This window comes from Gemmatimonadaceae bacterium (assembly GCA_019637355.1).
Taxonomy (GTDB): Bacteria; Gemmatimonadota; Gemmatimonadetes; order Gemmatimonadales; family Gemmatimonadaceae; genus Pseudogemmatithrix.
This window is the reverse complement of the sequence record JAHBVT010000001.1, coordinates 118,446-138,620: the sequence shown is the minus strand read 5'-3', so window position 1 is coordinate 138,620 and position 20,175 is coordinate 118,446. Positions and strand designations below refer to the sequence as shown.

General features: G+C 68.9%; 21 protein-coding genes. 8 read left to right on the top strand and 13 right to left on the bottom strand.

The window, feature by feature from the left end; genetic code table 11:
• Positions 1 to 107: 107 nt before the first annotated feature.
• The 3 genes from KF689_00610 to KF689_00600 all read right to left on the bottom strand — a co-directional run bounded on the left by KF689_00610 (position 108) and on the right by KF689_00600 (position 3,648).
• A complete protein-coding gene (locus tag KF689_00610) occupies positions 108 to 1,349 on the bottom strand; it encodes a deoxyhypusine synthase (protein ID MBX3131869.1) in 1,242 nt (413 codons plus the stop codon).
• The gene (locus tag KF689_00605) at positions 1,336 to 2,202 is read right to left on the bottom strand and encodes a TIGR00730 family Rossman fold protein (GenBank protein MBX3131868.1); all 867 of its coding nucleotides are present in this window, start codon (positions 2,200 to 2,202) and stop codon (positions 1,336 to 1,338) included. The genes KF689_00610 and KF689_00605 overlap by 14 nt, the downstream gene beginning before the upstream one ends.
• 123 nt (positions 2,203 to 2,325) lie before the next feature.
• Positions 2,326 to 3,648 carry a 1-acyl-sn-glycerol-3-phosphate acyltransferase gene (locus KF689_00600; protein ID MBX3131867.1) on the bottom strand — a complete coding sequence of 441 codons (1,323 nt, stop codon included), beginning with the start codon at positions 3,646 to 3,648 and terminating at the stop codon, positions 2,326 to 2,328.
• A 114-nt stretch (positions 3,649 to 3,762) separates the two neighbouring features.
• On the opposite strand from KF689_00600, the gene KF689_00595 reads away from it, so the two are divergent.
• Positions 3,763 to 4,005, top strand: coding sequence for a hypothetical protein (locus KF689_00595; GenBank protein MBX3131866.1), 243 nt, complete (start codon positions 3,763 to 3,765; stop codon positions 4,003 to 4,005).
• Between the two features lie 28 nt (positions 4,006 to 4,033).
• Positions 4,034 to 4,978, top strand: coding sequence for a tRNA epoxyqueuosine(34) reductase QueG (gene queG / locus KF689_00590; protein MBX3131865.1), 945 nt, complete (start codon positions 4,034 to 4,036; stop codon positions 4,976 to 4,978).
• Here queG and KF689_00585 read toward each other — a convergent pair.
• The 6 genes from KF689_00585 to KF689_00560 are packed head-to-tail and all read right to left on the bottom strand — an operon-like array spanning position 4,975 to position 10,273.
• Positions 4,975 to 5,820 carry an SDR family NAD(P)-dependent oxidoreductase gene (locus KF689_00585; GenBank protein MBX3131864.1) on the bottom strand — a complete coding sequence of 282 codons (846 nt, stop codon included), beginning with the start codon at positions 5,818 to 5,820 and terminating at the stop codon, positions 4,975 to 4,977. The two genes, queG and KF689_00585, sit on opposite strands and share 4 nt — an antisense overlap.
• The gene (locus KF689_00580) at positions 5,810 to 6,382 is read right to left on the bottom strand and encodes a hypothetical protein (protein MBX3131863.1); all 573 of its coding nucleotides are present in this window, start codon (positions 6,380 to 6,382) and stop codon (positions 5,810 to 5,812) included. Before KF689_00580 ends, KF689_00585 begins: the two co-directional genes overlap by 11 nt.
• A gap of 10 nt (positions 6,383 to 6,392) precedes the next feature.
• Positions 6,393 to 7,445 carry an LLM class flavin-dependent oxidoreductase gene (locus KF689_00575; protein MBX3131862.1) on the bottom strand — a complete coding sequence of 351 codons (1,053 nt, stop codon included), beginning with the start codon at positions 7,443 to 7,445 and terminating at the stop codon, positions 6,393 to 6,395.
• A 5-nt stretch (positions 7,446 to 7,450) separates the two neighbouring features.
• Positions 7,451 to 7,813, bottom strand: coding sequence for a metal-sensitive transcriptional regulator (locus tag KF689_00570; protein ID MBX3131861.1), 363 nt, complete (start codon positions 7,811 to 7,813; stop codon positions 7,451 to 7,453).
• 9 nt (positions 7,814 to 7,822) lie between these two features.
• Positions 7,823 to 10,054 (bottom strand): copper-translocating P-type ATPase, encoded by a 2,232-nt coding sequence (locus tag KF689_00565; protein ID MBX3131860.1) that lies wholly within the window; start codon positions 10,052 to 10,054, stop codon positions 7,823 to 7,825.
• A gap of 9 nt (positions 10,055 to 10,063) precedes the next feature.
• On the bottom strand, positions 10,064 to 10,273 hold the full coding sequence (locus tag KF689_00560; GenBank protein ID MBX3131859.1) for a heavy-metal-associated domain-containing protein: 210 nt from the start codon (positions 10,271 to 10,273) through the stop codon (positions 10,064 to 10,066).
• 96 nt (positions 10,274 to 10,369) lie between these two features.
• Between KF689_00560 and KF689_00555 the strand changes: the two genes are divergently transcribed.
• Both KF689_00555 and KF689_00550 read left to right on the top strand, forming a co-directional pair.
• Entirely contained in the window at positions 10,370 to 11,287 is a 918-nt protein-coding gene (locus tag KF689_00555) for an alpha/beta hydrolase (GenBank protein ID MBX3131858.1), read from the top strand.
• Complete coding sequence (locus tag KF689_00550) at positions 11,284 to 12,060, top strand: matrixin family metalloprotease (GenBank protein ID MBX3131857.1); 777 nt, start codon at positions 11,284 to 11,286, stop codon at positions 12,058 to 12,060. Before KF689_00555 ends, KF689_00550 begins: the two co-directional genes overlap by 4 nt.
• Before the next feature lie 12 nt (positions 12,061 to 12,072).
• Here the strand turns inward: KF689_00550 and KF689_00545 are convergent, their stop codons facing one another.
• From KF689_00545 to KF689_00535, 3 genes are read right to left on the bottom strand one after another with little or no spacing between them, the layout of a single operon-like run.
• Positions 12,073 to 13,332, bottom strand: coding sequence for a PDZ domain-containing protein (locus KF689_00545; protein MBX3131856.1), 1,260 nt, complete (start codon positions 13,330 to 13,332; stop codon positions 12,073 to 12,075).
• A 1-nt stretch (position 13,333) separates the two neighbouring features.
• Complete coding sequence (locus tag KF689_00540) at positions 13,334 to 14,071, bottom strand: hypothetical protein (GenBank protein ID MBX3131855.1); 738 nt, start codon at positions 14,069 to 14,071, stop codon at positions 13,334 to 13,336.
• The gene (locus KF689_00535; protein MBX3131854.1) at positions 14,052 to 14,627 is read right to left on the bottom strand and encodes a sigma-70 family RNA polymerase sigma factor; all 576 of its coding nucleotides are present in this window, start codon (positions 14,625 to 14,627) and stop codon (positions 14,052 to 14,054) included. Before KF689_00535 ends, KF689_00540 begins: the two co-directional genes overlap by 20 nt.
• 311 nt (positions 14,628 to 14,938) lie before the next feature.
• Here KF689_00535 and KF689_00530 point away from each other — a divergent pair, with 311 nt between their 5' ends.
• Together KF689_00530 and KF689_00525 are read left to right on the top strand one after the other, a co-directional pair.
• Complete coding sequence (locus tag KF689_00530; protein MBX3131853.1) at positions 14,939 to 16,228, top strand: serine hydrolase; 1,290 nt, start codon at positions 14,939 to 14,941, stop codon at positions 16,226 to 16,228.
• Between the two features lie 41 nt (positions 16,229 to 16,269).
• Positions 16,270 to 16,563, top strand: a complete 294-nt coding sequence (locus KF689_00525) for a DUF59 domain-containing protein (protein ID MBX3131852.1) — start codon at positions 16,270 to 16,272, stop codon at positions 16,561 to 16,563.
• Positions 16,564 to 16,899: 336 nt separating this feature from the next.
• On the opposite strand, the gene KF689_00520 is transcribed toward KF689_00525, so the two are convergent.
• The gene (locus tag KF689_00520; protein ID MBX3131851.1) at positions 16,900 to 18,075 is read right to left on the bottom strand and encodes a ribonuclease D; all 1,176 of its coding nucleotides are present in this window, start codon (positions 18,073 to 18,075) and stop codon (positions 16,900 to 16,902) included.
• A gap of 110 nt (positions 18,076 to 18,185) precedes the next feature.
• Between KF689_00520 and KF689_00515 the strand changes: the two genes are divergently transcribed.
• Both KF689_00515 and KF689_00510 read left to right on the top strand, forming a co-directional pair.
• Complete coding sequence (locus KF689_00515) at positions 18,186 to 19,325, top strand: AI-2E family transporter (GenBank protein MBX3131850.1); 1,140 nt, start codon at positions 18,186 to 18,188, stop codon at positions 19,323 to 19,325.
• A complete protein-coding gene (locus tag KF689_00510; protein ID MBX3131849.1) occupies positions 19,322 to 20,113 on the top strand; it encodes an alpha/beta fold hydrolase in 792 nt (263 codons plus the stop codon). Before KF689_00515 ends, KF689_00510 begins: the two co-directional genes overlap by 4 nt.
• Positions 20,114 to 20,175: the final 62 nt, after the last annotated feature.

The following is a 20,175-nucleotide window of genomic DNA, read 5'->3' as shown; positions in this document are numbered from 1 at the left end:
TCCGAGTAAGTCAATAGGGATTTAGTCATCGCTCGATGACAGAAACGAGAGCGCGGCGATGAGCCTCGCTCATCGCCGCGTCTGTCCTGCGTTCGCCTCCCGCCGCGCTACGAGTTCGCCGCCTCGAACTCCGCCCGCAGGCGATCCATCAACGCCCCGCGCTTGTCGTACAGTCGCTTGAGCTTCCGCTTCTTCTTCTTCCCCAACGCATAGCTCGTCAGCAACGGCAGCGCGATTGTGCTATCCAGATAGCACACGACGGCATCGGGCAGCTTGTCGGGATCGATCTTCCCCCAGCTCACCGCTTCCGCCGGCGTCGCGCCGGAGAGGCCGCCCGTATCGGGCCGCGCGTCGGTGACCTGCAAGAAGTAATCGTGCCCACGCTCGTCGATGCCCAACACTTCCTGGATTTGCGGCTCGGTCTGCAACGCGAAGTTCTTGGGTGAGCCGCCGCCCATAATGCAGATGGCGCTCTCACCGTTGCGCTTGGCGTTGAGCACGATGCTCGCGGTCTCGTTTACGTCCTGGTTGGGGTCGATCACGCAGCTGCCGCCTTCCAGCGCCAACGCCGCGACGTTCATCCCGATGCTCGAGTCGCCGGGGCTGGAGGTGTAGATCGGCACGCCGCAGCGATACGCCGCCGCCAGCAGCGACTTTTGCGGGATGCCCAGCGCCTTCTCACGCTCCACGAGGTACTTGCCGCACAGATGATGGAACTCGGCGCTCGACATCGTGCGCTGGAACTCCGGCGCGCGGATCACCTTGCGGAAGAATGCGTCGGTGGAGAGCAGCACATCGTAGTCGAAGAACACGTCGTAGATGCGCACCACGCCTTCCTCGCGCAGCACGGTGTCCGAGGTCTGCGGATCGCCGCGGTGCATCGAGAGGCCAAGCCCGAAGTGCGTGTCGTGGTAGAGGTTCGCCCCGGTGGAGATGATCCAGTCCACGAAGCCGGCCTCAATCAGCGGGATGATCGAACTCATCCCCAGCCCCGCCGGCGTCAGCGCACCGGTCAGCGTCAGGCCCACCGTGCACGTGGGCGTCAGCATCTTGTCGGTGAAGAGCTGGCAGGCTTCGCGCAACCGGCCCGAGTTGTAGCTCTGGAAGCACTGCTCCACGAGCTGCACCACGGTCTCGGTCCCGTCGATCTTGCGCGGATCGATCTTCCGACCACGCAGGAACGGGCTCGTCGCCTTGGTGATGACCTTCTTGGCGCCCTTCGCCTCACGTTGCTCGGCGGCCTTCTTCTGCGATGACTTGTCGCCGGCCGCGCTGGCGCGCTCCAGCTTGCCGTCGCCGTGCCGCGAGGCCTTGAACCCGCCGCGCGAGCGATCCTTACCCTTCGCCATTGGCTTCCTTGGCCCGACGACGGGCCGACTTGAGCTGCAGTTGATAAGCTTCTTCCACCACGCGGGCAGCCTCGGCCGGATCGTCCGTCACCACCATCAGGTCCATATCCCCGGGCGAGATCTTCCGCTCCGCCAGCACCCGCGACTGGATCCATCGCACCAGGCCCGCCCAGTAGTGCGTGCCGAACAGCACCACCGGGAACTGCGAGATCTTGCCCGTCTGGATCAGCGTCAGCGCTTCGAACAGTTCATCGAAGGTCCCGAAGCCGCCCGGGAAGATGATGAACGCACTCGAGTACTTGATGAACATCGTCTTGCGCACCGCGAAGTAGCGAAAGCTCACCAGCGTGTCCACGTACGGATTCGCGCCTTGCTCAAACGGCAGCTCGATGTTGCAGCCGTAGCTCGGTGCGCCGGCCAGCCGTGCACCCTTGTTGGCGGCCTCCATAATGCCGGGGCCTGCACCGGTGATGATGCTGAAGCCCGTCTTGCCGAGCAGGCGCGCCGTCTCGACCGCCGCGAGATACTGCGGGTCGTCGGGATGCGTGCGAGCCGAGCCGAAGATGCTCACGCCCTTCTCGATGCCCGCGAGCTTGTCGAAGCCCTCGACGAATTCGGAGGTAATGCGCATCACGCGCCACGGATCCGTCGTGCGGAAGTCGCTCTTCGGGCCGCCATACTGCAGCAGCTTGGCGTCCTCGGTCAGCGCCCACGAGAAGTCGCCGATTGAATCGTCGGTGGCCGAGCGCGGGAGGACTTCGTCCTTCACGACCGGAAACTGGCCGCTGGCGCGGAAGCCTTCGTCGATGCGTTCCTTGAGGCCTTCCACCGCTTCGCGGGCCGCGGTCTGCATCCGCGCGGCGTCGGCGCGCTTGCCAGACGCCGTCAGCGCCGGCTTGCTGGCCTTGGTCTTGGGGGACTTTTTGGGTGGCATACCCCGTGAAGTTTATGTCGCTGGCACTCCTGCGGCGACCCGCTACGACGGCACGACCACGGTGCGCGCCAGAAGCTGCCGCAGCCGCTCAGCCAGCGCGCGCTGCCGCTCGCGCAGCGGCGCCAACCGCCGCGCATTGCCGCGGCGCATCAGGTAGCGCCGCACCGCTGTCCACATCGCCCGCCGGCGTTCGCCCACCGCGAGCGCGGCAAAGGCCCACACCGGCTGCAGCAAGAGCGCGAGCGCGCCCGCCATCCATCCCCAGCACCAGCACGCCACTGCCGCTCCCGTGAGGAACCACAGTGGGAACGCGATCCCGCCGACCAAGACGCGGTGAGTGACGATCGTGTCGTCTCCTTCCATCCGCGCCGTGTGCGCCGCCGCCGCAACGGTGATGCGCTTCGGGATCCAGAAATAGATCCCGCCGAGCAGCGAGATAGGAAGCAGCGGAAGCAACGGCAGCCGCGCGAGCGTCCAGCGCAGCGCCGCGCCGGCGCTCACGTCGGTGATCAGCGTCTCTGGCGTCAGGCCCAGCTTGGCCAGCGCGCGCCCGTGGGCGCGCAGCTCCACCGCCGTCTCGCGCCAAGTGGTCGCGCCGCCCTCGCGCAGCGCCTGCAACGCCTCCGTCGTCACGCGCAGGCGTTCCACTTCCGCCGCCGGCGTGGGCTCGGCGCCGAACTCGGTGCGCCACACCGCTTCCGCCGTCCGCACCAGCGGTTCGTCTTCCCACCGCTCCAGGTTCAGCGACACTGCGCGCATTGACTGCTCGATGCGCTCCGTGAGCGTGCGCACCGCGGCGCGCGCGTTGGCATCGCCGAGCAGGTCCTGCCAGGAGAAGGCCTCGCCGATGATGACGTGTGCCTCCGAGCGGAACCTGTCTCGGTCGCGGAACACGAGCCCCATCGCGATGATCGGGAAGTCCGTGCCGCGCTGTGCCGCCGCACCGAGGGCGATGCGCGCCGCGCCGGTCTTCAGCGGGGCGAGGCGAGACATCGAGTGCGAGATGCCTTCCGGGAAGATGCCCACCACGTCGCCCTGCGCGAGCACGCGGTGCACGTCGCGGAAGCTATCGAGGTTCTGCGAAAGCTTCGTCGGGTCGTCCTGCTGCCGGTACACCGGCACCGAACCCACGCCCTTGATGAGCCAGCCGATGAGCGGATGCGTGAACAGCGGCGCCTTGGCCATAAAGCGCACCTTGCGGCCCGCCATCGCGGCGACGAGCGCCGGGTCCACCAACGAGTTGTTGTGGTTGGCGACGATCAGCACCGGCCCGTCGGCCGGCAGGCGCGCGCCGGCCACCGTCACGCGGTAGTACGCGCGCACCGCCAGCTCGGAGATCAGGGGCATCGCCCGGTAGAGCCACATTGCGCGGGAAGATACGCCCGTCGACGCAGCGGCAACACGGGTGCAGGGCGTCTAACCACGGCTGACCGGCCGCCCCGAGGGACCGCGTGGCGCGGGCGCATCTATATTGAAGGCGTGTTCCGGCTCTTCCTCACCCTCGTCCCCCGAGCGCTCGTCAGCCCCACGACAGCGTGGGCCCTGCTCGTCGTGGCCTGGCGCTTCCGGCGCGACCGCTGGTACCTGCGCTTCCCGTTTCTACCGCTGCCGGCGCGGGACTATGTGCGCTGGCGGATGTACACCGCCTACGGCGACCACGATGCCGTGCCGCCGGTGGAGGACGTGATCCGCTACGCGCGCTGGGCGGCGCGCTTTCCCTGAGCGCGCCAATCGCGCCGCGACAACCGCGATGACTGCGCTCGAGCCGCGACTGAAGGCCCAGGCCCTCGGGCTCGGCTTCGATCTCGTCGGCATCGCCGCGCTCGGCCCTGTCGCCACCGCCCCCCAGTTCCGCAACTGGCTCGACGCCGGCTTCCACGGTGAGATGGACTACCTCGCGCGCGGCGCCGAGCTCCGCAACGATACCACACGTCCCGCACCGGGGATGCGCTCCGCCGTCGTCGTCGCGCTCGACTACGGCGGCAAGCAGCCCGATGGCCCCGTCGCGCGGTACGCGCGCGGCGCCGACTACCATCGCGTGATGTGGGACCGCCTCGACGAGCTGCTCGCCTGGGTGCGCGCGGGTTGCGGCAGCAACATCGGGGGCCGCGCCTACGTGGACACCGGACCGATCCTGGAACGGGACCTTGCCCAGCGCGCCGGCCTCGGCTGGACCGGCAAGAACACGATGCTCATCAATCCGAAAGTTGGATCGTTCTTTTTTCTCGGCGCGCTGTTCCTTGACGTGGCGCTCGAGCCGGACTTGCCATTCGAGGAAGACCACTGCGGCAGTTGCACCCGCTGTCTCGACGCGTGCCCGACGCAAGCCTTCGTCGCGCCGCAGGTGATGGATGCGCGGCGTTGCATCTCGTATCTCACCATCGAGTCGCGCGAGGCAATTCCTGCGGAGTTCCACGCCGCCGTCGGCGAGCATCTCTATGGCTGTGACGTCTGCCAGGACGTGTGCCCGTGGAACGTGAAGTTCGCGCGGGAGCAGGGGGATGCGGCGTTGGCGCCGCGCGCGCCGATTGAAGGCCGCAATGCCGCTGAGCTCGCGGACTGGCTGCTCGCCCTGGACGACGTCGGCTACCGCGAGGCCTTCCGCGGCTCGGCGATGAAACGCGCCAAGCTCAGCGGCCTCCAGCGCAATGCCGCCCTCGTGCGTGCGAACCTCGCGCCGCGGCGCGACGCCTAGCGCGGCTCTTCGCGCACCCAGCGCCGCAAGACGCTCCAGTACCGCACCGGCATCAGCCGCGTCAGGATGGAGATCGCTACCGCATCCCAGCCGACGAGGATGCGCGGCTTCCGCCGCTCCACGCCACGCACGATGATCTCACCCGCCCGCGACGGCGGCATCCGCAGCCGCGCGTTCGAGAACCGGCGCTTCCGCTCCATTTCCGCCTCGTCCACGCCCGCCGGCACGCGCGCGTCGTTGGCGATGTTCGTCGCGACGCCGCCCGGATGCACCACCGTCACGCCGATGCCGCTGTCCTCGAGTTCCCAGCGCAACGCCTCGCTGAATCCGCGCACCGCAAACTTGCTCGCTGCGTAGGCCACGTTGCCGGCTGGCGCCGCCAACCCGAACACACTGGACACGTTGACCAGGCGCGCGTCGTCGCTGCGCCGCAGCAGCGGCAGGAACGCCCGCGTCATCCACGCCACGCCCCAGAAGTTCACGCCCATCACCCAGGCAAGGTCATCGTCCGTGACCTGGTCGTGCGTGCCGGCAAGTCCGACGCCCGCGATGTTGAAGAGCAGGTCCACGCCGGGATGCGCTGCGAACACCGCCGCCGGCAGCGCCTCGACCTGACGGCGATCGGAGAGGTCGATGGAGTGCTCGCTCACACGCACTCCGTCGCGCGCCGCACTCCGCGCCGTCTCCGCGAGCCGTACGGCGTCAACGTCTGCCAGCGCGAGATGGCAGCCGCGGTCGGCCAAGGCCAGCGCCGTCGCGCGCCCGATTCCGCTGCCTGCACCAGTCACTACGGCTGTGCGGCCCGCCAGCCGCATCCGTGCGTCCCGCCGTTCAGTCGTCACGCTGCGCCCACCAATCCAGCACCAACCGTTCGGCCACGTAGCTGCCGAAAACGATGCCTAATCGCGTCCCGACGAAGGCCCAGGTCTTGGCGTTGTCCTTCCGCTCCGGCCGCCACGCCACCGATGCCCCGGTGCCGGCGAGGATGCTCGTGATGAGCGGCACGTTCGCACGACGCACCCCGCGCCGGTCGAAGGCGGTGAACGTCGCGGTCAACGAGCAACGAACCAAGGCGTCCTTCGGACAGAGCACGGCGTCCGGCCGATAGTCGAGACCCGACGCGAGTGTCCGAAAGGTCGTCGTCTGCACGATGTAGAACCCGGTCTGGTCCGCGACGCGCTGGCCATAGCCGCCCCAAGTGCGCGGCCAGGCCTCAGGCGACTTAATTGTCTGCGCGCCGCTGGCGCCTGCAGCAATCAGGACGGCGGTCAGCAGCGCCTTCGTCGCCGGCGAGCTCTCCGCGGCCGCCGTGACCGAGAGACGCTCGACCTCCTGTGCGCGCGCCGGCGTCGCGGCCATCAGCACGAGGAAGGGAAGCAACCGGCCAATCGATGGTGCACGCATCGCAAACAAACTATCGCGCCGCCGCCGGCACCGCGCTGCCGAGCGCCTTCCGCACCGCCGGCGCCACCACGGTCCCGTACAGCTCGATCGCGTGCATCAACTCGCGGTGCGGCAACGAGCCCACGCTCATCTGCAGCGTGAAGCGTGTCATCCCAAAGAGCTCGTGCTCCCAGAGGATCTTGTCGATCACCGCCTGCGGATCGCCGATGAGCACCGCGCCCTTGGGCGAACGCTCGGCGTCGAACTGATGCTTCGTCGGTGGCGGCCATCCGCGCTCGCGCCCGATCTTGCCCATCTGCAGCGCATACGGATGCCAAGCGGTTTCGGCGGCCTGCGCCGTGGTGTCGGCGATGAAGCCGTGCGAGTTGATGCTCAACTGCAGCTTGGCCGGATCGTGCCCCGCCTTCTGCCAGGTGTCGCGGTACAGCTCCGCGTACGGCACGAAGCGCTCGGGCGATCCGCCGATGATCGCGAGCGCCATCGGCACGCCGTGCATCGCCGCTCGGACCACCGACTGCGGCGTCCCACCCACCGCGATCCACACCGGCAACTGCTCCTGCAGCGGACGCGGATACACGACTTGGTCGGCCAACGGCGCGCGATGGCGCCCCTTCCAGGTCACGCGCTCATTGCGCACCAGCTCGAGCAGGAGGTCGAGCTTCTCGGTGAACAGCGTGTCGTAATCGTTAAGGTCGTAGCCGAACAGCGGGAAGCTCTCGATGAAGCTGCCCCGCCCCGCCATCACCTCGGCCCGCCCCTGCGAGATCAGGTCCAGCGTCGCGAACTGCTGGAACACGCGCACCGGGTCCTCGGAGCTCAATACGGTCACCGCCGTCGAGAGCTTGATGCGCGAGGTGCGCGCGGCGATTGCCGCCAGCAGCATCGTCGGCGCGCTGGCGAGATAGTCCGCACGGTGATGCTCACCGACGCCGAAGGTGTCGAGGCCCACTTGGTCGGCCAGCACCGCCTCCTCCAGCAGGTTGGCGATCCGCTCTTCGCGCGGGATCAGCGTGCCGTGCCGGTCGGGCGTGTGCTCGACGAAGGTATAGAGTCCGAGTTCCATCGCCATTACCTGCTGCTCTTGTAGATCATATCCACGAGTTCGTCGTACATCGCCTCGGCCTCTGGTTCGCCCTGCTTGATGGCGTGCGCCGCGCAATGCTTGAGATGGTTGCGCATCAGTTCCCGTCCGACCGCCCGTAGCGCCTCCTGCACCGAGGAGATCTGCGTCAGGATGTCGGCGCAGTAGCGGTCCTCCTCGATCATCTTCTGCAGGCCGCGCACCTGACCCTCCACGCGACGCAGTCGCTTGGTGTTGCTGGCCTTGATGCCCGGGTCCACGGCCACGGCCTTGCGGCCGCCGTCCGCGTGGGCGGCGCAGGAACAACCCGCCGACGCCACGGAAAGTGCCTTCTTCACGTGTGTTGTCATCTCTTGCTCCTAGGCGATGCGCACCCGCCGCAGGCGGAGCGAGTTGGTGACCACGCTGACCGAGCTGAACGCCATCGCCGCGCTCGCCAGCACTGGCGTGAGGAGAATGCCGAACGCCGGGTACAGCGCGCCCGCCGCGACCGGGATACCGATCACGTTGTAGATGAACGCCCAGAACAGGTTCTGCTTCATTGTCGCCATCGTACGGCGCGACAGGTGCACAGCTTGCACCGCCGCGCGCAGGTCGCCGCGCAGCAGGACCACGTCGGCCGCTTCGGCCGCGATGTCGGTGCCAGTGCCGACCGCCATCCCGATGTCCGCTTGCGCCAGCGCCGGCGCGTCGTTGATGCCGTCCCCGACCATCGCCACCACCTTGCCCTCGGCCTGCAGGCGCTTCACTTCGCTGACCTTCCCTTCCGGCAGCACGCCGGCCACGACGCGTTCGATTCCCGCCTCGCGCGCGATCGCCTGCGCCGTGCGCTCGGTGTCGCCGGTGAGCATCACCACCTCGAGGCCCAGGGCGTGCATCCGCTGGATCGCTGCACGCGAGCTTTCCTTGATGGGATCGGCCACGGCCAGCAGTCCCGCCAACGCACCATCGCGCGCGATGAACATCGGCGTGCGGCCCGCGTCCGAGAGCCGCACAGCCTCGACCGCGAGTGGCGCCACATCGATTGCATAGTCGGCCATCAGCGCGCCATTGCCCACGGCCAACGCTGCGCCGTCCACGACACCCGTCACACCCTTGCCCGTCACCGACGCGAAACCTTCGGCGCTGCCAGCCGACGCACCCCGAGCCATCGCCGCCTGTACGATCGCGTCCGCCAACGGATGCTCCGAAAGCCGCTCAAGCGATGCGACCTGCCCAAGCAGTTCCTGCTCGCTGCCGGCAACGATCACCACCAGGTCCGTCACCATTGGCTTGCCTTCCGTGACCGTGCCCGTCTTGTCGAGCACAATCGTCTCCACGTCGCCAGCACGCTGCAGCGCTTCGCCGCCTTTGATCAGCACGCCGAGTTCGGCCCCCTTGCCCGTGGCGACCATCACCGCCGTCGGAACGGCCAGCCCCATCGCGCAGGGGCAGGCGATAATCAGCACCGTCACGGCGGCCGCGAAGCCCCGCACCAATGCGCCCTCGCCTGCCAGCAGCATCCACGCGCCGAAGGTCAGCAGCGCGATCACCACCACCACCGGCACGAACACCGCCGAGATGCGGTCGGCCAACGCCTGGATCGGTGCCCGCGAACCCTGCGCGTCACGCATCAGCTTCACGATGCGCGCGAGCATCGAGTCCTCGCCGAGCGTCGTGGCCTTGAGCCGGAACGCCCCGGTGCGGTTGATCGTACCGCCGAAGACGGCGTCCCCCGGCTTCTTCGCCACCGGCAACGACTCCCCGGTGAGCATCGACTCGTCCACGGCGCTCTCACCCTTGTGCACCACGCCGTCCACCGGGATGCGCTCACCCGGACGCACCACCACGAAGTCCCCGGGCTCCACGTCCGCGATCGGGATGTCCTGCTCGACCAAGCTCCGCAGCACGCGCGCGGTGCGCGGCTGCAGCTGCACCAATGCACGCAGCGCGGCGGCGGTGTTGCGCTTGGCTCGGGCCTCGAACGCGTTCCCCGTGAGGATGAACGCGATGATCAGCAGCACCGCCTCGTAGTACACGTCGGCGCCCACGCCTCGCGAGGTGAAGAAGCCCGGCGTCACCGTCGCGATCACCGAATACAGGAACGCTGCGCCCGTGCCGAGCGCGACCAACGTGTTCATATCCGCACCGCCGTGTCGCAGTGCCTGCCAGGCGCGCACGTAGAAGTGCCGACCGGCCGTCGCCATAATCGCGCCGGTCACCACCAGCAGCACCCAGGTGATCCACATCATCTGGTGCATCCAGGGCATCACGGCCATCGCCAGCGCGCCGATGACGCCGCTCGCGATCGCCTTGCGCTTGAGCGCCTCGAATTCCTCCGCCGTCTCCCGGTCGCGCGCCTCCTGCTCCTCGAAGGCACTGCGGTCGTCGCGCGGCAGCTCGGCGCCGTAGCCGCTCGCCTCGATCGCCGCGACCAACGCCTCCGGCTGCACCGCCGCCGGATCGTAGGTCACCGTCGCGGTGGCCATCATCAGGTTGACCGACGCGTCGGTCACACCTGGCTGCTTGGCCAGCGTCTTCTGCACCCGCGCCTGGCAGGCGGCGCAGGTCATCCCGGTCACGGGGATGCGGGCCACCACGTTCGTTGTCATCCTCGCTCCCTACATCACCGCGTCGACGCCGTACCCCGCGCCGCGCACCGCCTCGGCGATGGCTTCCGCCGAGACCTGCGTCTCGTCGTAGGTCACCGTCGCGCGGCCGATGCGCAGCTCATCGAGCCGCGCACCGTCGACGGCGTTGAGCGCCTGCTGCACGTGCCGAAGGCAGCTCGAGCAGCTCATTCCGGTGATGGTCAGCGTCGCGGTCGTCATCTGTGCCTCTCAGTGATTCAGGAAACCCTCTGTGGGTATAATGCTAGATACCCCCCACCCCTATGTCAAGGAGGGCGCGCGCGCTACCTTTCCCCCGTGCACGATCCCACCGCCAAGGACCGCCTCGCGCACTGGCGCCGCTCCCGCCCACGGACGCCGCCGCTCGAACGGCGCATCGTACGCGCCCGCGGACTCGACTTCGCTGTCCGGGCCTCGCCCGCCGTGCCCGACAGCGTCCCGATCGTCGCCGTCAACGGGGGGCTGCTCTACGGCCACGACCTGCTCTGGCCCACCTTCGCGCCGCTGGCGGAATACCGGCAGGTGATCCTCTACGACCAGCGCGGCCGTGGCGGCACCACCGCGCCGCCCGGGACACGCGCCGCCCGCATCGAGCACGACGCACTCGACCTCAAGGCGCTGCGCGAGACGTTGGAGATCCCGCAGTGGGACATCGCGGCGCATTCCTGGGGCAGCGGCATCGCACTGCTCGGCGCTGCGCAGGATCCCGACGGCGTGCGCCGCATCCTCGCCTTCGGCAGCGTCGGGCCCAGCTCACGATGGCTCGACACCCTGCACGCGCGTGCGCTGGCCTTCCTGCTGTCACGCGAGCGGAGGCGTGAGTACGAAACGCTGGCGGTGCTCGACCCACAGATGCTGCATCGCGAAGACGCCGAGGCCCACGCGCACTACAGCCGCGCGCTGTACCCGGCCTACTTCTACGACGACAGCGCCGTACTCGGCCCGCCCCCGCTCTCCATCAGCGCCACCGGCGCTGCCGTGGCCGCGCGCCTGCGACGCGAAGGCTACGATTGGCGCGACGCGCTCGCCGCCGTCAAGGCGCCGGCGCTTTTCATCCACGGCGAGCAGGACGTGGTACCCGTCAGCGAGTCCGAGGCGATGACGAACGTCCTGCCGCGCGCCCACCTGCTGCGCGTGCCGCAGTGCGGGCATATGCCCTTCTTCGAGTGGCCGGCGCTGGTATTCGAGGCCGCGCTGCGGTTTCTCATCGCGTGACGCGACGGCTCGCTGCGTCGCTGCGGCGCTCCGCCGCGGGCACCGCGCTTGGGTTCGCGCTCACGCTGTTCGCCTGCGGCGCGCCGGATCGCGACGACCCGAACACCGTGCACGTCGTCGTGGCGGAACCCGAGGACGGCGTCGCCGACGAGCCGTCTGACGGCGGATCGCTCACGCGCTCGGACCTCAGCGCCCCGGATCGCGATCCCCTCGCCATCCTCAGCGCGCTCGAGCTCCGCGCCGACGGCACCTACCTGCACGAGCTGCTCGACGCGCGCGACGGCTGGAACTTCCGTTGGCCCGACCGCCGTCTCGAGGCGATGCGCGTATGGATCGAGCCGTCACCGCTGGCCGGCTATCGCGAACCCTACGCCCGCGCCGTGGAGCAGGCCTTTCACGCCTGGGCGGAGATCGGCCTGCCGTTCATCTTCACCGTCGTCCGCGACTCGGCGCGCGCCGAGGTGCACGTCACCTGGGTGGATCGCTTCGACGGGCGAATGACCGGCCGTACCAACTGGCGGCACGACCAGCACGGCTGGATCCTCGGCGGCTCGATCGAGATGGCACTGCACCTGCCCGACGGTCGCCCGGTCACGCTCGAGGGCGTACGCGCCGTGGCGCTGCACGAGGTCGGCCACCTGCTCGGGCTCGATCATCCGGCAGATACGGCCAGCGTGATGTCAGCGCAGGTGTTCGTCACGCAAATGAGCGAGGCGGACCGTCGCACGGCCCGCCTCGTCTACGACCTGCCGCCGGGACGCATCCGCCCCTGAGCGCGCGCCGCGCTACGGGCGCAGGTACGGCGTCCGTGCGGATACGCGCGGGAACTGCACCGTCCGCGTCTCGCGCGCCCGCAGCACGCGCAGCGTGGACTGTGGCGCCTCGGTGAGCGAGAGCAGCCGCGCGACCACGATCGGCGACGTTGCCGTCGTGCCGTCCACGCTGAGGATGACGTCACCCGCCTTGAGCCCGGCGCTGGCCGCCGCCGAGCCCGGCGCGACCTCGTTCACCAGCACGCCGTCGGTGCCCGGCCGCACGCCGAGGACGCCACGCCAATCGTCATCGAGCGCGCGGAACTGCGCGCCGCTGAAGTAGGCGATCTCGCTCGTCGCGCCGTTGGTGACGCCGTACATAAAGACCATCGGCGCGGCCGGGGCGGCCGGCGGCGTCGGCGTCGAGGGCACTGACACGACTGAGGGGCGTGGCGTCGTGGTCGACGGGGGAGACGGGGGCGATGGCGGCGTGCGCACCGGTGCGATCGTGATCCCCGGCACCGGCGGGGCCGCGACGCTCGGCGTCGGCAACACCGTCACGATGCGATTGCCCCGCGCATCCACCGAGTCGCGCACCCACACGCGCGCCACGGTGCCCATCCGCAGCGGCTGCATCGCGCGCTCGTACTCCGGGCAAGCCGCGCTCAGCCGCTGCGGACGCGGCGCCACCGTCACCGTGAACTCCTGCGTCGCGCCCTTGCGATCCACCACCACCGGCAGGCGCCGGCCCGGCGACAGCAGGTCGGCCAGCTCGGGCTCCGCCCGCTGCGTATCGCGTCCGCCGACGGACATCAGGCGATCTCCCGCTGCGATGCCCGCTGCCTCCGCCGGCGACCCGGGCTCCACGCTCGCGACCGTCGAGTACCGCACGCGCCGCGTACTGTCGCGCAGTTCGATTTCCGTGGTGATGTTGAGCCCGAGATAGCCCGCCGGCGCCGCCGTACGCTGCTCGAGGCAGCGCGACTCAATGATGCTCATCAGCGTGAACGCCTCGCGCGACGTCGACGCCAACTGCTGCTCCAGCGCGCGGCGCGCCGTGAGGTCGTCCAGCCGCGTGCCCGCCAGCTCGCGGAGAATCCGCGCCTCGCGCGCCCGCAGCTCGTTCACCACGCGGATGATCTCCGCCTCGTTCTCCTGCGTCAGGCGCGTCCGGACTGTCTCCACCATCGGCGCCCTCGCCGGCTGCTGGCCCGCCTGCTGCGCCGGCAACTGCGCCGGCAACTCCGCCGCCAGCACGACCGCCGCGCCGAGGACCATCACTCGCATCGGCATCTCAGTACCGCTCCAGCCGCCGCGTGCCCGGCAGCGAGGCCCCGATCTCGCGCAGCGTCGCCTCGCGGGCGCCGAGCGTGGTCAGGTAGTACTGGTTGAGCAGCGGATCCTGCGGCGCACGGTAGAGCGCGGCACGCGTCGTCGCGGCGATCTCGTCAAGCGCCGCAAGCCGCGCCTCATACGAATCTTGGTTCATTCCCACGAAGCGCGAGAGCGTGTCCTGCGACGCGAGGAATGCCGCCGCGACCTGATACTGCTGCTGCGCCACCGTGAGCGCGCGAATGGCTTCATCCGGCGAGCGGAACTGCGCCACCGGCTGCGCCTGAGACGCCACCAACGAGGCCTCGAACGGCAGCGCCTCTGGGCCATCAGCGGTCACGCGTCCGACCAGACCGCCGCCCACGAGCAGCGCGAGGCCAGCCGCCAGACGCATCGTCCACAACTGCAACGTCGGCTTGCGTCCGTTGCGCATCAGCGGTTGCACGGAAGCACCGCTGCCGCCGGATGCCACACGCGACGCGTCTACGATGAGGCCATCGGCGCGAAGCTGCGGTGCCAACTGCGACCACGCGGTCAGCGGCTCGCTGGGAATCGGCGCCATTGCCGCCATCCGCGCCAGTCGGCGGTACGCAGCCACTTCCGCGCGGCAATCCCAGCAACCGGCGAGGTGCGTCGCTTCGTCCGGAGTCGGCGTGTCGTCCGCAATCGCGGCGAGTCGGTCAGTCGAGAGGTGTGACATATCCTGGATCCTGCGCCGGCGAGGTTGCATCCACGAGGTGCGCGAGCAGCCGGCGAAGCTTCGCGCGCGCCTTGAACAGTTGGGACTTCGAGCCACCCGAGGTGATGCCGAGTTCCTGGGCGATCTCCTCGTGCGTGTAGCCTTCCACGTCGTGCAGCACGAACACCGCACGTGCGCCCGGCGAGAGTTGCTGTACCGCTTCGTCGATGGATTGCGCGAGGAACGAACGATCCGTGTCCGCCTCCACCGACACCGTGTCTTCTTCCATCACCGTCTCGAGCTTCGCGATCCGGCGCACCGAGCGCAGCGCATTGAGCGTGCGGTTCACCGCGATGCGGTGCGCCCAGGTCGAGAACTGCGAATCCCCGCGCCACGACGGCAGAGCCCGGAAGATCTGGATCCAGACTTCCTGCGCGATGTCCGCCGCCTGGTCGGGATCACCGACCAACCGGCGCACGACGGCATCGATGCGCGGCGCGTGCGCCACCCACAGGGCGCGCAGCGCCGACTCGTCACCGTTGATGGCGCGTCGGATGGTGAGGGGGTCTGTAGCCATTGCGTACGCTCAATCTGTCACGGAAAGGGACGGCAGGGTTGCCTTCGGGCCATACGGGAGCGTGGCACCGGTTGGTGACGGGAACGCTGTATGCCGTGTCTGTACTAGACGGCGGACGGAAGACTGAAGACGGAAGGTTGAGAACCGGCTTGGACTCAGCGCAATCCATTGTAAGAACGCGACTTAGCTAAGGACTTCGTGCCCCGTCTCTCAGCCATCTCCCATCTCCCCTCTCCCCGCCGTCACCCCCCTCCCCCCTCCCGTCTCCCGCTTCGCTTACCTTCAGAACAGCAGCCCCCTCTCCACCCCCAATGCTCCTCCTCGCCCTCGCCACCCTCCTCACCCTCCCGCCGGATCCGGTCCCGCTCCAGCCCCCTCGCGCCGTCGGGATGTCCGCTGCGCGCCTCGCTGAAGTCGACCGCATCGTCCAGCGTGGTATCACGGCGGGCGCATATCCGGGCGCGGCAGTCGTCATCGGCCGACGCGGAGGCGTCGTGCACCAGAAGGGCTACGGGCGCCTCGCCTGGCACCAGACCGGCGAGGTGAATCCGGTCAGCAGCATCTACGATCTCGCATCGCTGACGAAGGCCGTCTGCCTCTCGACGGCCGCGATGATCCTCTACGACGAAGGCAAGCTTCCGCTCGACCTGCGCGTGCAGACCGTGCTACCGGAGTTCACCGGGCGCTGGAAGGAGCGCGTCACGGTCGCGCAGCTGCTCACGCATCGCTCGGGCCTGCCGCCGGGCCGGCGCATCTGGCAGACGGCCAACAGTCCCGCCGAGGGCCGCGAGCAGGTGCTGACGACCCGGCTCAACTCGATTCCCGGCGGCGTCACCGATTATTCCGACCTCGGCGCGATGGTACTCGGCTTCACCATCGAGCGCGTGAGCGGGATGCCGCTCGACCAGTTCTGCCGCACGCGCATCTTCGAGCCGCTCGGGATGCACGACACCGGCTATCGCCCGGACCCCGTGTTGCGCGCACGCATCGCGCCGACGGAGATGTATCCGCCCCGCGGCTATCCGCTGCGCGGCGAGGTGCACGACGAATCGGCCTGGCGGCTCGGCGGCGTCAGCGGCCACGCCGGGCTCTTCGGTACGGCGCAGGATCTCGCCATCTTCGCGCAGATGATGCTCAACCGCGGTCGCTACGGCGACCTGCGGCTCATCGCCGACTCCACCGTACGGCGCTTCACCACGCTGCAGGCCGGCAACCGCACCTACGGCTGGATGATCGCGTCGGGCGAGCAGGGCTCCGGCGAGTTCTTGAGTGAGCGCACCTACGGCCACGCCGGATACACCGGGACGTCACTGTGGATCGACCCCGAGCGCGAGCTCTTCGTCATCATCCTGACCAACCGCGTGCACGACCCACGCGCCCAGCGGGCCGGCATCATCATCGCCGACGTGCGGCACGACGTCGCCGACGCGGCGGCGCTCGCCATCACCGACGACCGCCAGCTCGCCGCCGTGAGCTGGCCGCGCGACTTCCGCGTGGACCAGCGGCCCGACTGGAACCCGCCGGCACGGACGCTGATTCGTCGTCCGACGACCCTTCCGCGCGCCAGCGCGGCCTCGAGCCCCGAGACGGACACGCCGTGACCGATACCGCTACGCCATCGCCCGCGCCCGCGCCCGCCGGCATCACCGAAGACCAGGTGAAGCTCGCGCTGCGGCGCGTGAAGGACCCCGAGCTTAACCTCAACATCCTCGATCTCGGCCTCATCTACGGCATCGCCGTCGAGGGCAACGACGTGAAGGTCGATATGTCGCTCACCTCGCCCGGGTGCCCCTCCGGCCCGGAGATAATGACCGACGCCGAGAACCAGCTGAAGGCGCTCGAGGGCGTCGGGAGCGTGTCGATGAACCTCGTCTGGTCGCCGCCGTGGACGCCTGATCGGATCGAGCCGAGAGTGCGGGCGTATCTCGGGTTCTGAACGGCGTATTCACCACAGAGGGCACAGAGGACACAGAGAACTACAAACTGCGAACTGCGTTCAACGCAGAGGCGCAGAGGGCGCAGAGAACTGCAAGTGCGAGGGGGTCCGCACCGATTTATCGGCGTGGACCCCTAGAGCTTTGCACTGGCAGTTGTCCCTGCAATTCTTGTCCTTGTAGTTCTTGAACTTTGTAGTTCTTGAATTTTGTAGTTCTTGTCTTGCAGTTCCTCTCGTCCTTGCAGTTCTCCGCGCCCTCTGCGTCTCTGCGTTCAAAAGCAGTTGCAGTTCTCTGTGCCCTCTGTGTCCTCTGTGTCCTCTGTGGTGAACCGCCGTTCACTCCCGGTACGGCGAATCGTTCTTCCTCCAGGGCGCCAGCACCCGCACGAACTCCGCCCCCAACTCCTCGACCTGCCAGCGCCGGAAATCCGGGATCTGCAGGATCTCCCCCGGCTCGCCCGGGAGCATCCGCGCCACCGCCTCCATCCGCTCGCGCGAGCAAAGCACCCCGGGATCCAGTTCGAGCCGCGCCGCCGCCGCGTCGCGCACCGCCTTCACCGCGCCGACCTTGTGATCGAACTCCGGGTCGCGGTCCCAGCGCGCCGCCTTCGGAAACCTCGGCAGCTCCGCCTCCGGCACCGCCAGCCCGCGGTCGATCGCCGCAAGGATCTCGGCGTGCGTGCGCTCGAGGATGCCGCGCGGCATCCCCTTGATGTTCCCCAGCGATTCCTTGCTCGCCGGGTGCGCCTTCGCCGCCTCCAGCAGCACCTCGTTGCTCACCACGCGGAACGTCGCGCGATCCAGCTTCAGCGCCGTCGCGTCGCGCCACTGCACCAGCTCGCGGAACACGGCCAGCTCGCGGCGCGTAAGATCGCGGGCACCCTTCACGCGCAAGAAGGCGTCTGCGGAGTCATCGGCCGACCATCGCACCAGCGCCAGTCGTTCAAACTCCTCCTGCGCCCACGCCAAGCGGCCCTTCTTCACCAGCTGCCCGTGCAGCTCGTCGCGCAGGCCCAGTAGGTGAATCGTGTCCTGCGCCGCGTAGTCCAGCATATCGGCGGTCAGCGGGCGCATCGACCAGTCGGCGCGCTGGTGCTTCTTGTCGAGCTTCACGCCAAAGTACGCCTCGAGCAGCGAGGCCAGCCCAAAGGCCTTGATGCCGAGCAGTTGCGATGCCACGCGCGTGTCGAAGACGTTGCGCACGTTCCAGCCGTAGTCCTGGTGCAGCAGGCGCAGGTCGTAGTCCGCGTCGTGAAAGACGATCTCGACCTTCGGATCCTCGATCAGCGCCCCGAGCTGGGCCGGCGACGCGACCGCCAGCGGGTCGATGATCGCGTGCGCGCTGTCCGTCGAGAGCTGCAGCAGGTAGATGCGGTCCACGTAGCGATGGAAGCTCGCCCCTTCGGTATCCAACGCGAGGCGGCGCGCGCCTTTGGCCTTCGCGAGCCAGGCGGACACGGCGGCATCGGTATCGAGATACTCGGCGGACAGCGATTTCGCGGAACGGGACACGGCGCTCAGGGGTTCAGGTGCCTGCAATCTAGCCCCCGCACCAAGCAGCGGCCGCCCTTGCCTCAATGGGGCGCGAGGGGTTCAGTTCCCCTCATCCGTCACCAGCCGATATGTCCCTGCTGACCACCCTCCCCGGCAAGAAGACCGACCACCCGCTGCGCCCCGGCGACATCTACCGGGCGGCGCTGGCGGTCATCGCCACGCTCATCCTCTTCCAACTGCTGTGGTCGGCCCGCATCCTGGTCCTTACGGCCTTCCTCGGCATCCTCTTCGGGCTCTCGGCGGCGCGCGCCACCGACTGGGTCGTGGCGCGGGTGCGCATCAATCGCAACATCGCGGCCGCCGCGGTCGTGCTCGGTACGGTGTTGCTGCTCGCCGGCGTGGTCGCCTGGACGGGCCCGACGCTGGTGGAGCAGTCACAGGATCTGCGCACCAAGCTCCCCGAAGCCATCACCAACCTTGAGACCTGGCTGGCGTCCAAGCAGCCTGCCCTGCTCGATCTGATCGCCCCCGCCACCGACGATGGGTCCAGCCGCGTCGGCAGCGCCGTCGCGAAGCACGCACCGGCGGTCACCGATTTCGCCTTCGGCATCCTCCAGTCCACGCTGGTCGTCGCCGCGGGCGTCGTGATGGTCGTGTTCCTCGCGCTCTACATCGCCGCCGATCCCGATGTCTACCGCCGCGGGTTGATGCTGCTCGTGCCCATCGCTCGCCGCGATCGATTCGGCCAGCTGCTCACGGCCGTCGGCACCACGCTGCGCACCTGGTTCGCCACGCAGCTCATCGCGATGCTCGTGATCGGCGTCGTCACGACCATCGTGCTCGCCATCCTCGGCGTGCGCGCCGCGTTCCCGCTCGGCGTCATCGCCGGCATCTTCGAGTTCGTGCCGAACATCGGCCCGATGCTCGCCGCGATTCCCGCCGTGCTGATGGGCTTCGTGGATTCGCCGCAGAAGGCCGCCATCGTCATCGGCGCGTACTGGGCCATCCAGTTCCTCGAGAACAACCTGCTCATCCCGTACCTGATGAAGGAGCAACTCGACCTGCCACCCGCGCTCACGCTCGTCGCGCAGGTCGTGATGGCCTACGTGTTCGGCTTCCTCGGACTCTTCGTCGCCATTCCGCTCTTGGCCACGATCGTCGTCGCCGTCCGGACGTTCTGGGTGGAGGACGAGCTCCCGCCGCTGCCGACCGTCGAGATGGCATTGCCGTCCATCACCCCGAAGTCGGGCGGAGGAGATCCCGCGTGATCCTTGCCACCGACCGCGGCGCCGTCGGCTACGACGAAGCAGGCACGGGACGCCCCGTCGTGCTCCTGCACGGCTTTCCGCACGACCGTACCCTCTGGGAGGCCCAGCTTGCCGCGCCGCCGTCCGGTGCGCGGCTCATCGCGCTCGACCTCCCCGGCTTCGGCGAGAGCGAGAGCGGCGTGGCGCCGTCCTTCGATGCCTGGGCCGACTGGACCGTTGCGGCCCTCGATGCGCTCGAGATTCGCACGGCGGTCGTCGGCGGCCTCTCGATGGGCGGGTACCTCGCCTTCGCGCTCTGGCGCCGGCATTCGGCGCGCATCGCCGGCCTCGTGCTCGCCGACACCCGTGCCGGCGCCGATACGCTCGAGGGTCAGGAGAAGCGCGTCGCGATGCAGTTGCAGGCCCTGCGCGATGGGGCCGGTGCCATCGCCGAAGCGATGATGCCCGGGATGGTCGGCAAGACCACGCGCGCCTCACGGCCGCGGGCCATCGAGCACCTCGACGCGATGATGCGCCGCGCCGAGGTCGGCGCCATCCACGACGCCCTCGAGGCGATGCGCACGCGCGCGGACTCCACGCCCACGCTCGCCACCATCACCGTCCCGACGCTCGTGCTCTGCGGCGACGAGGACGCCCTGACGCCGGTGAAGGAATCCGAGGCGATGCACGCCGCCATTTCCGGCTCCCAATTGGCGATAATTCCCGGAGCCGGCCACGCCAGCTGCGTCGAACATCCGGCCGCTTTCAACGCGCTGCTTGCGTCCTTCCTGCAGTCGCGGCTCGCCTGACTTCCCCCACCGGACACTGCCCTGACTACCGCCCAGCCCAATCACCAAAACGTCAGCGCCGC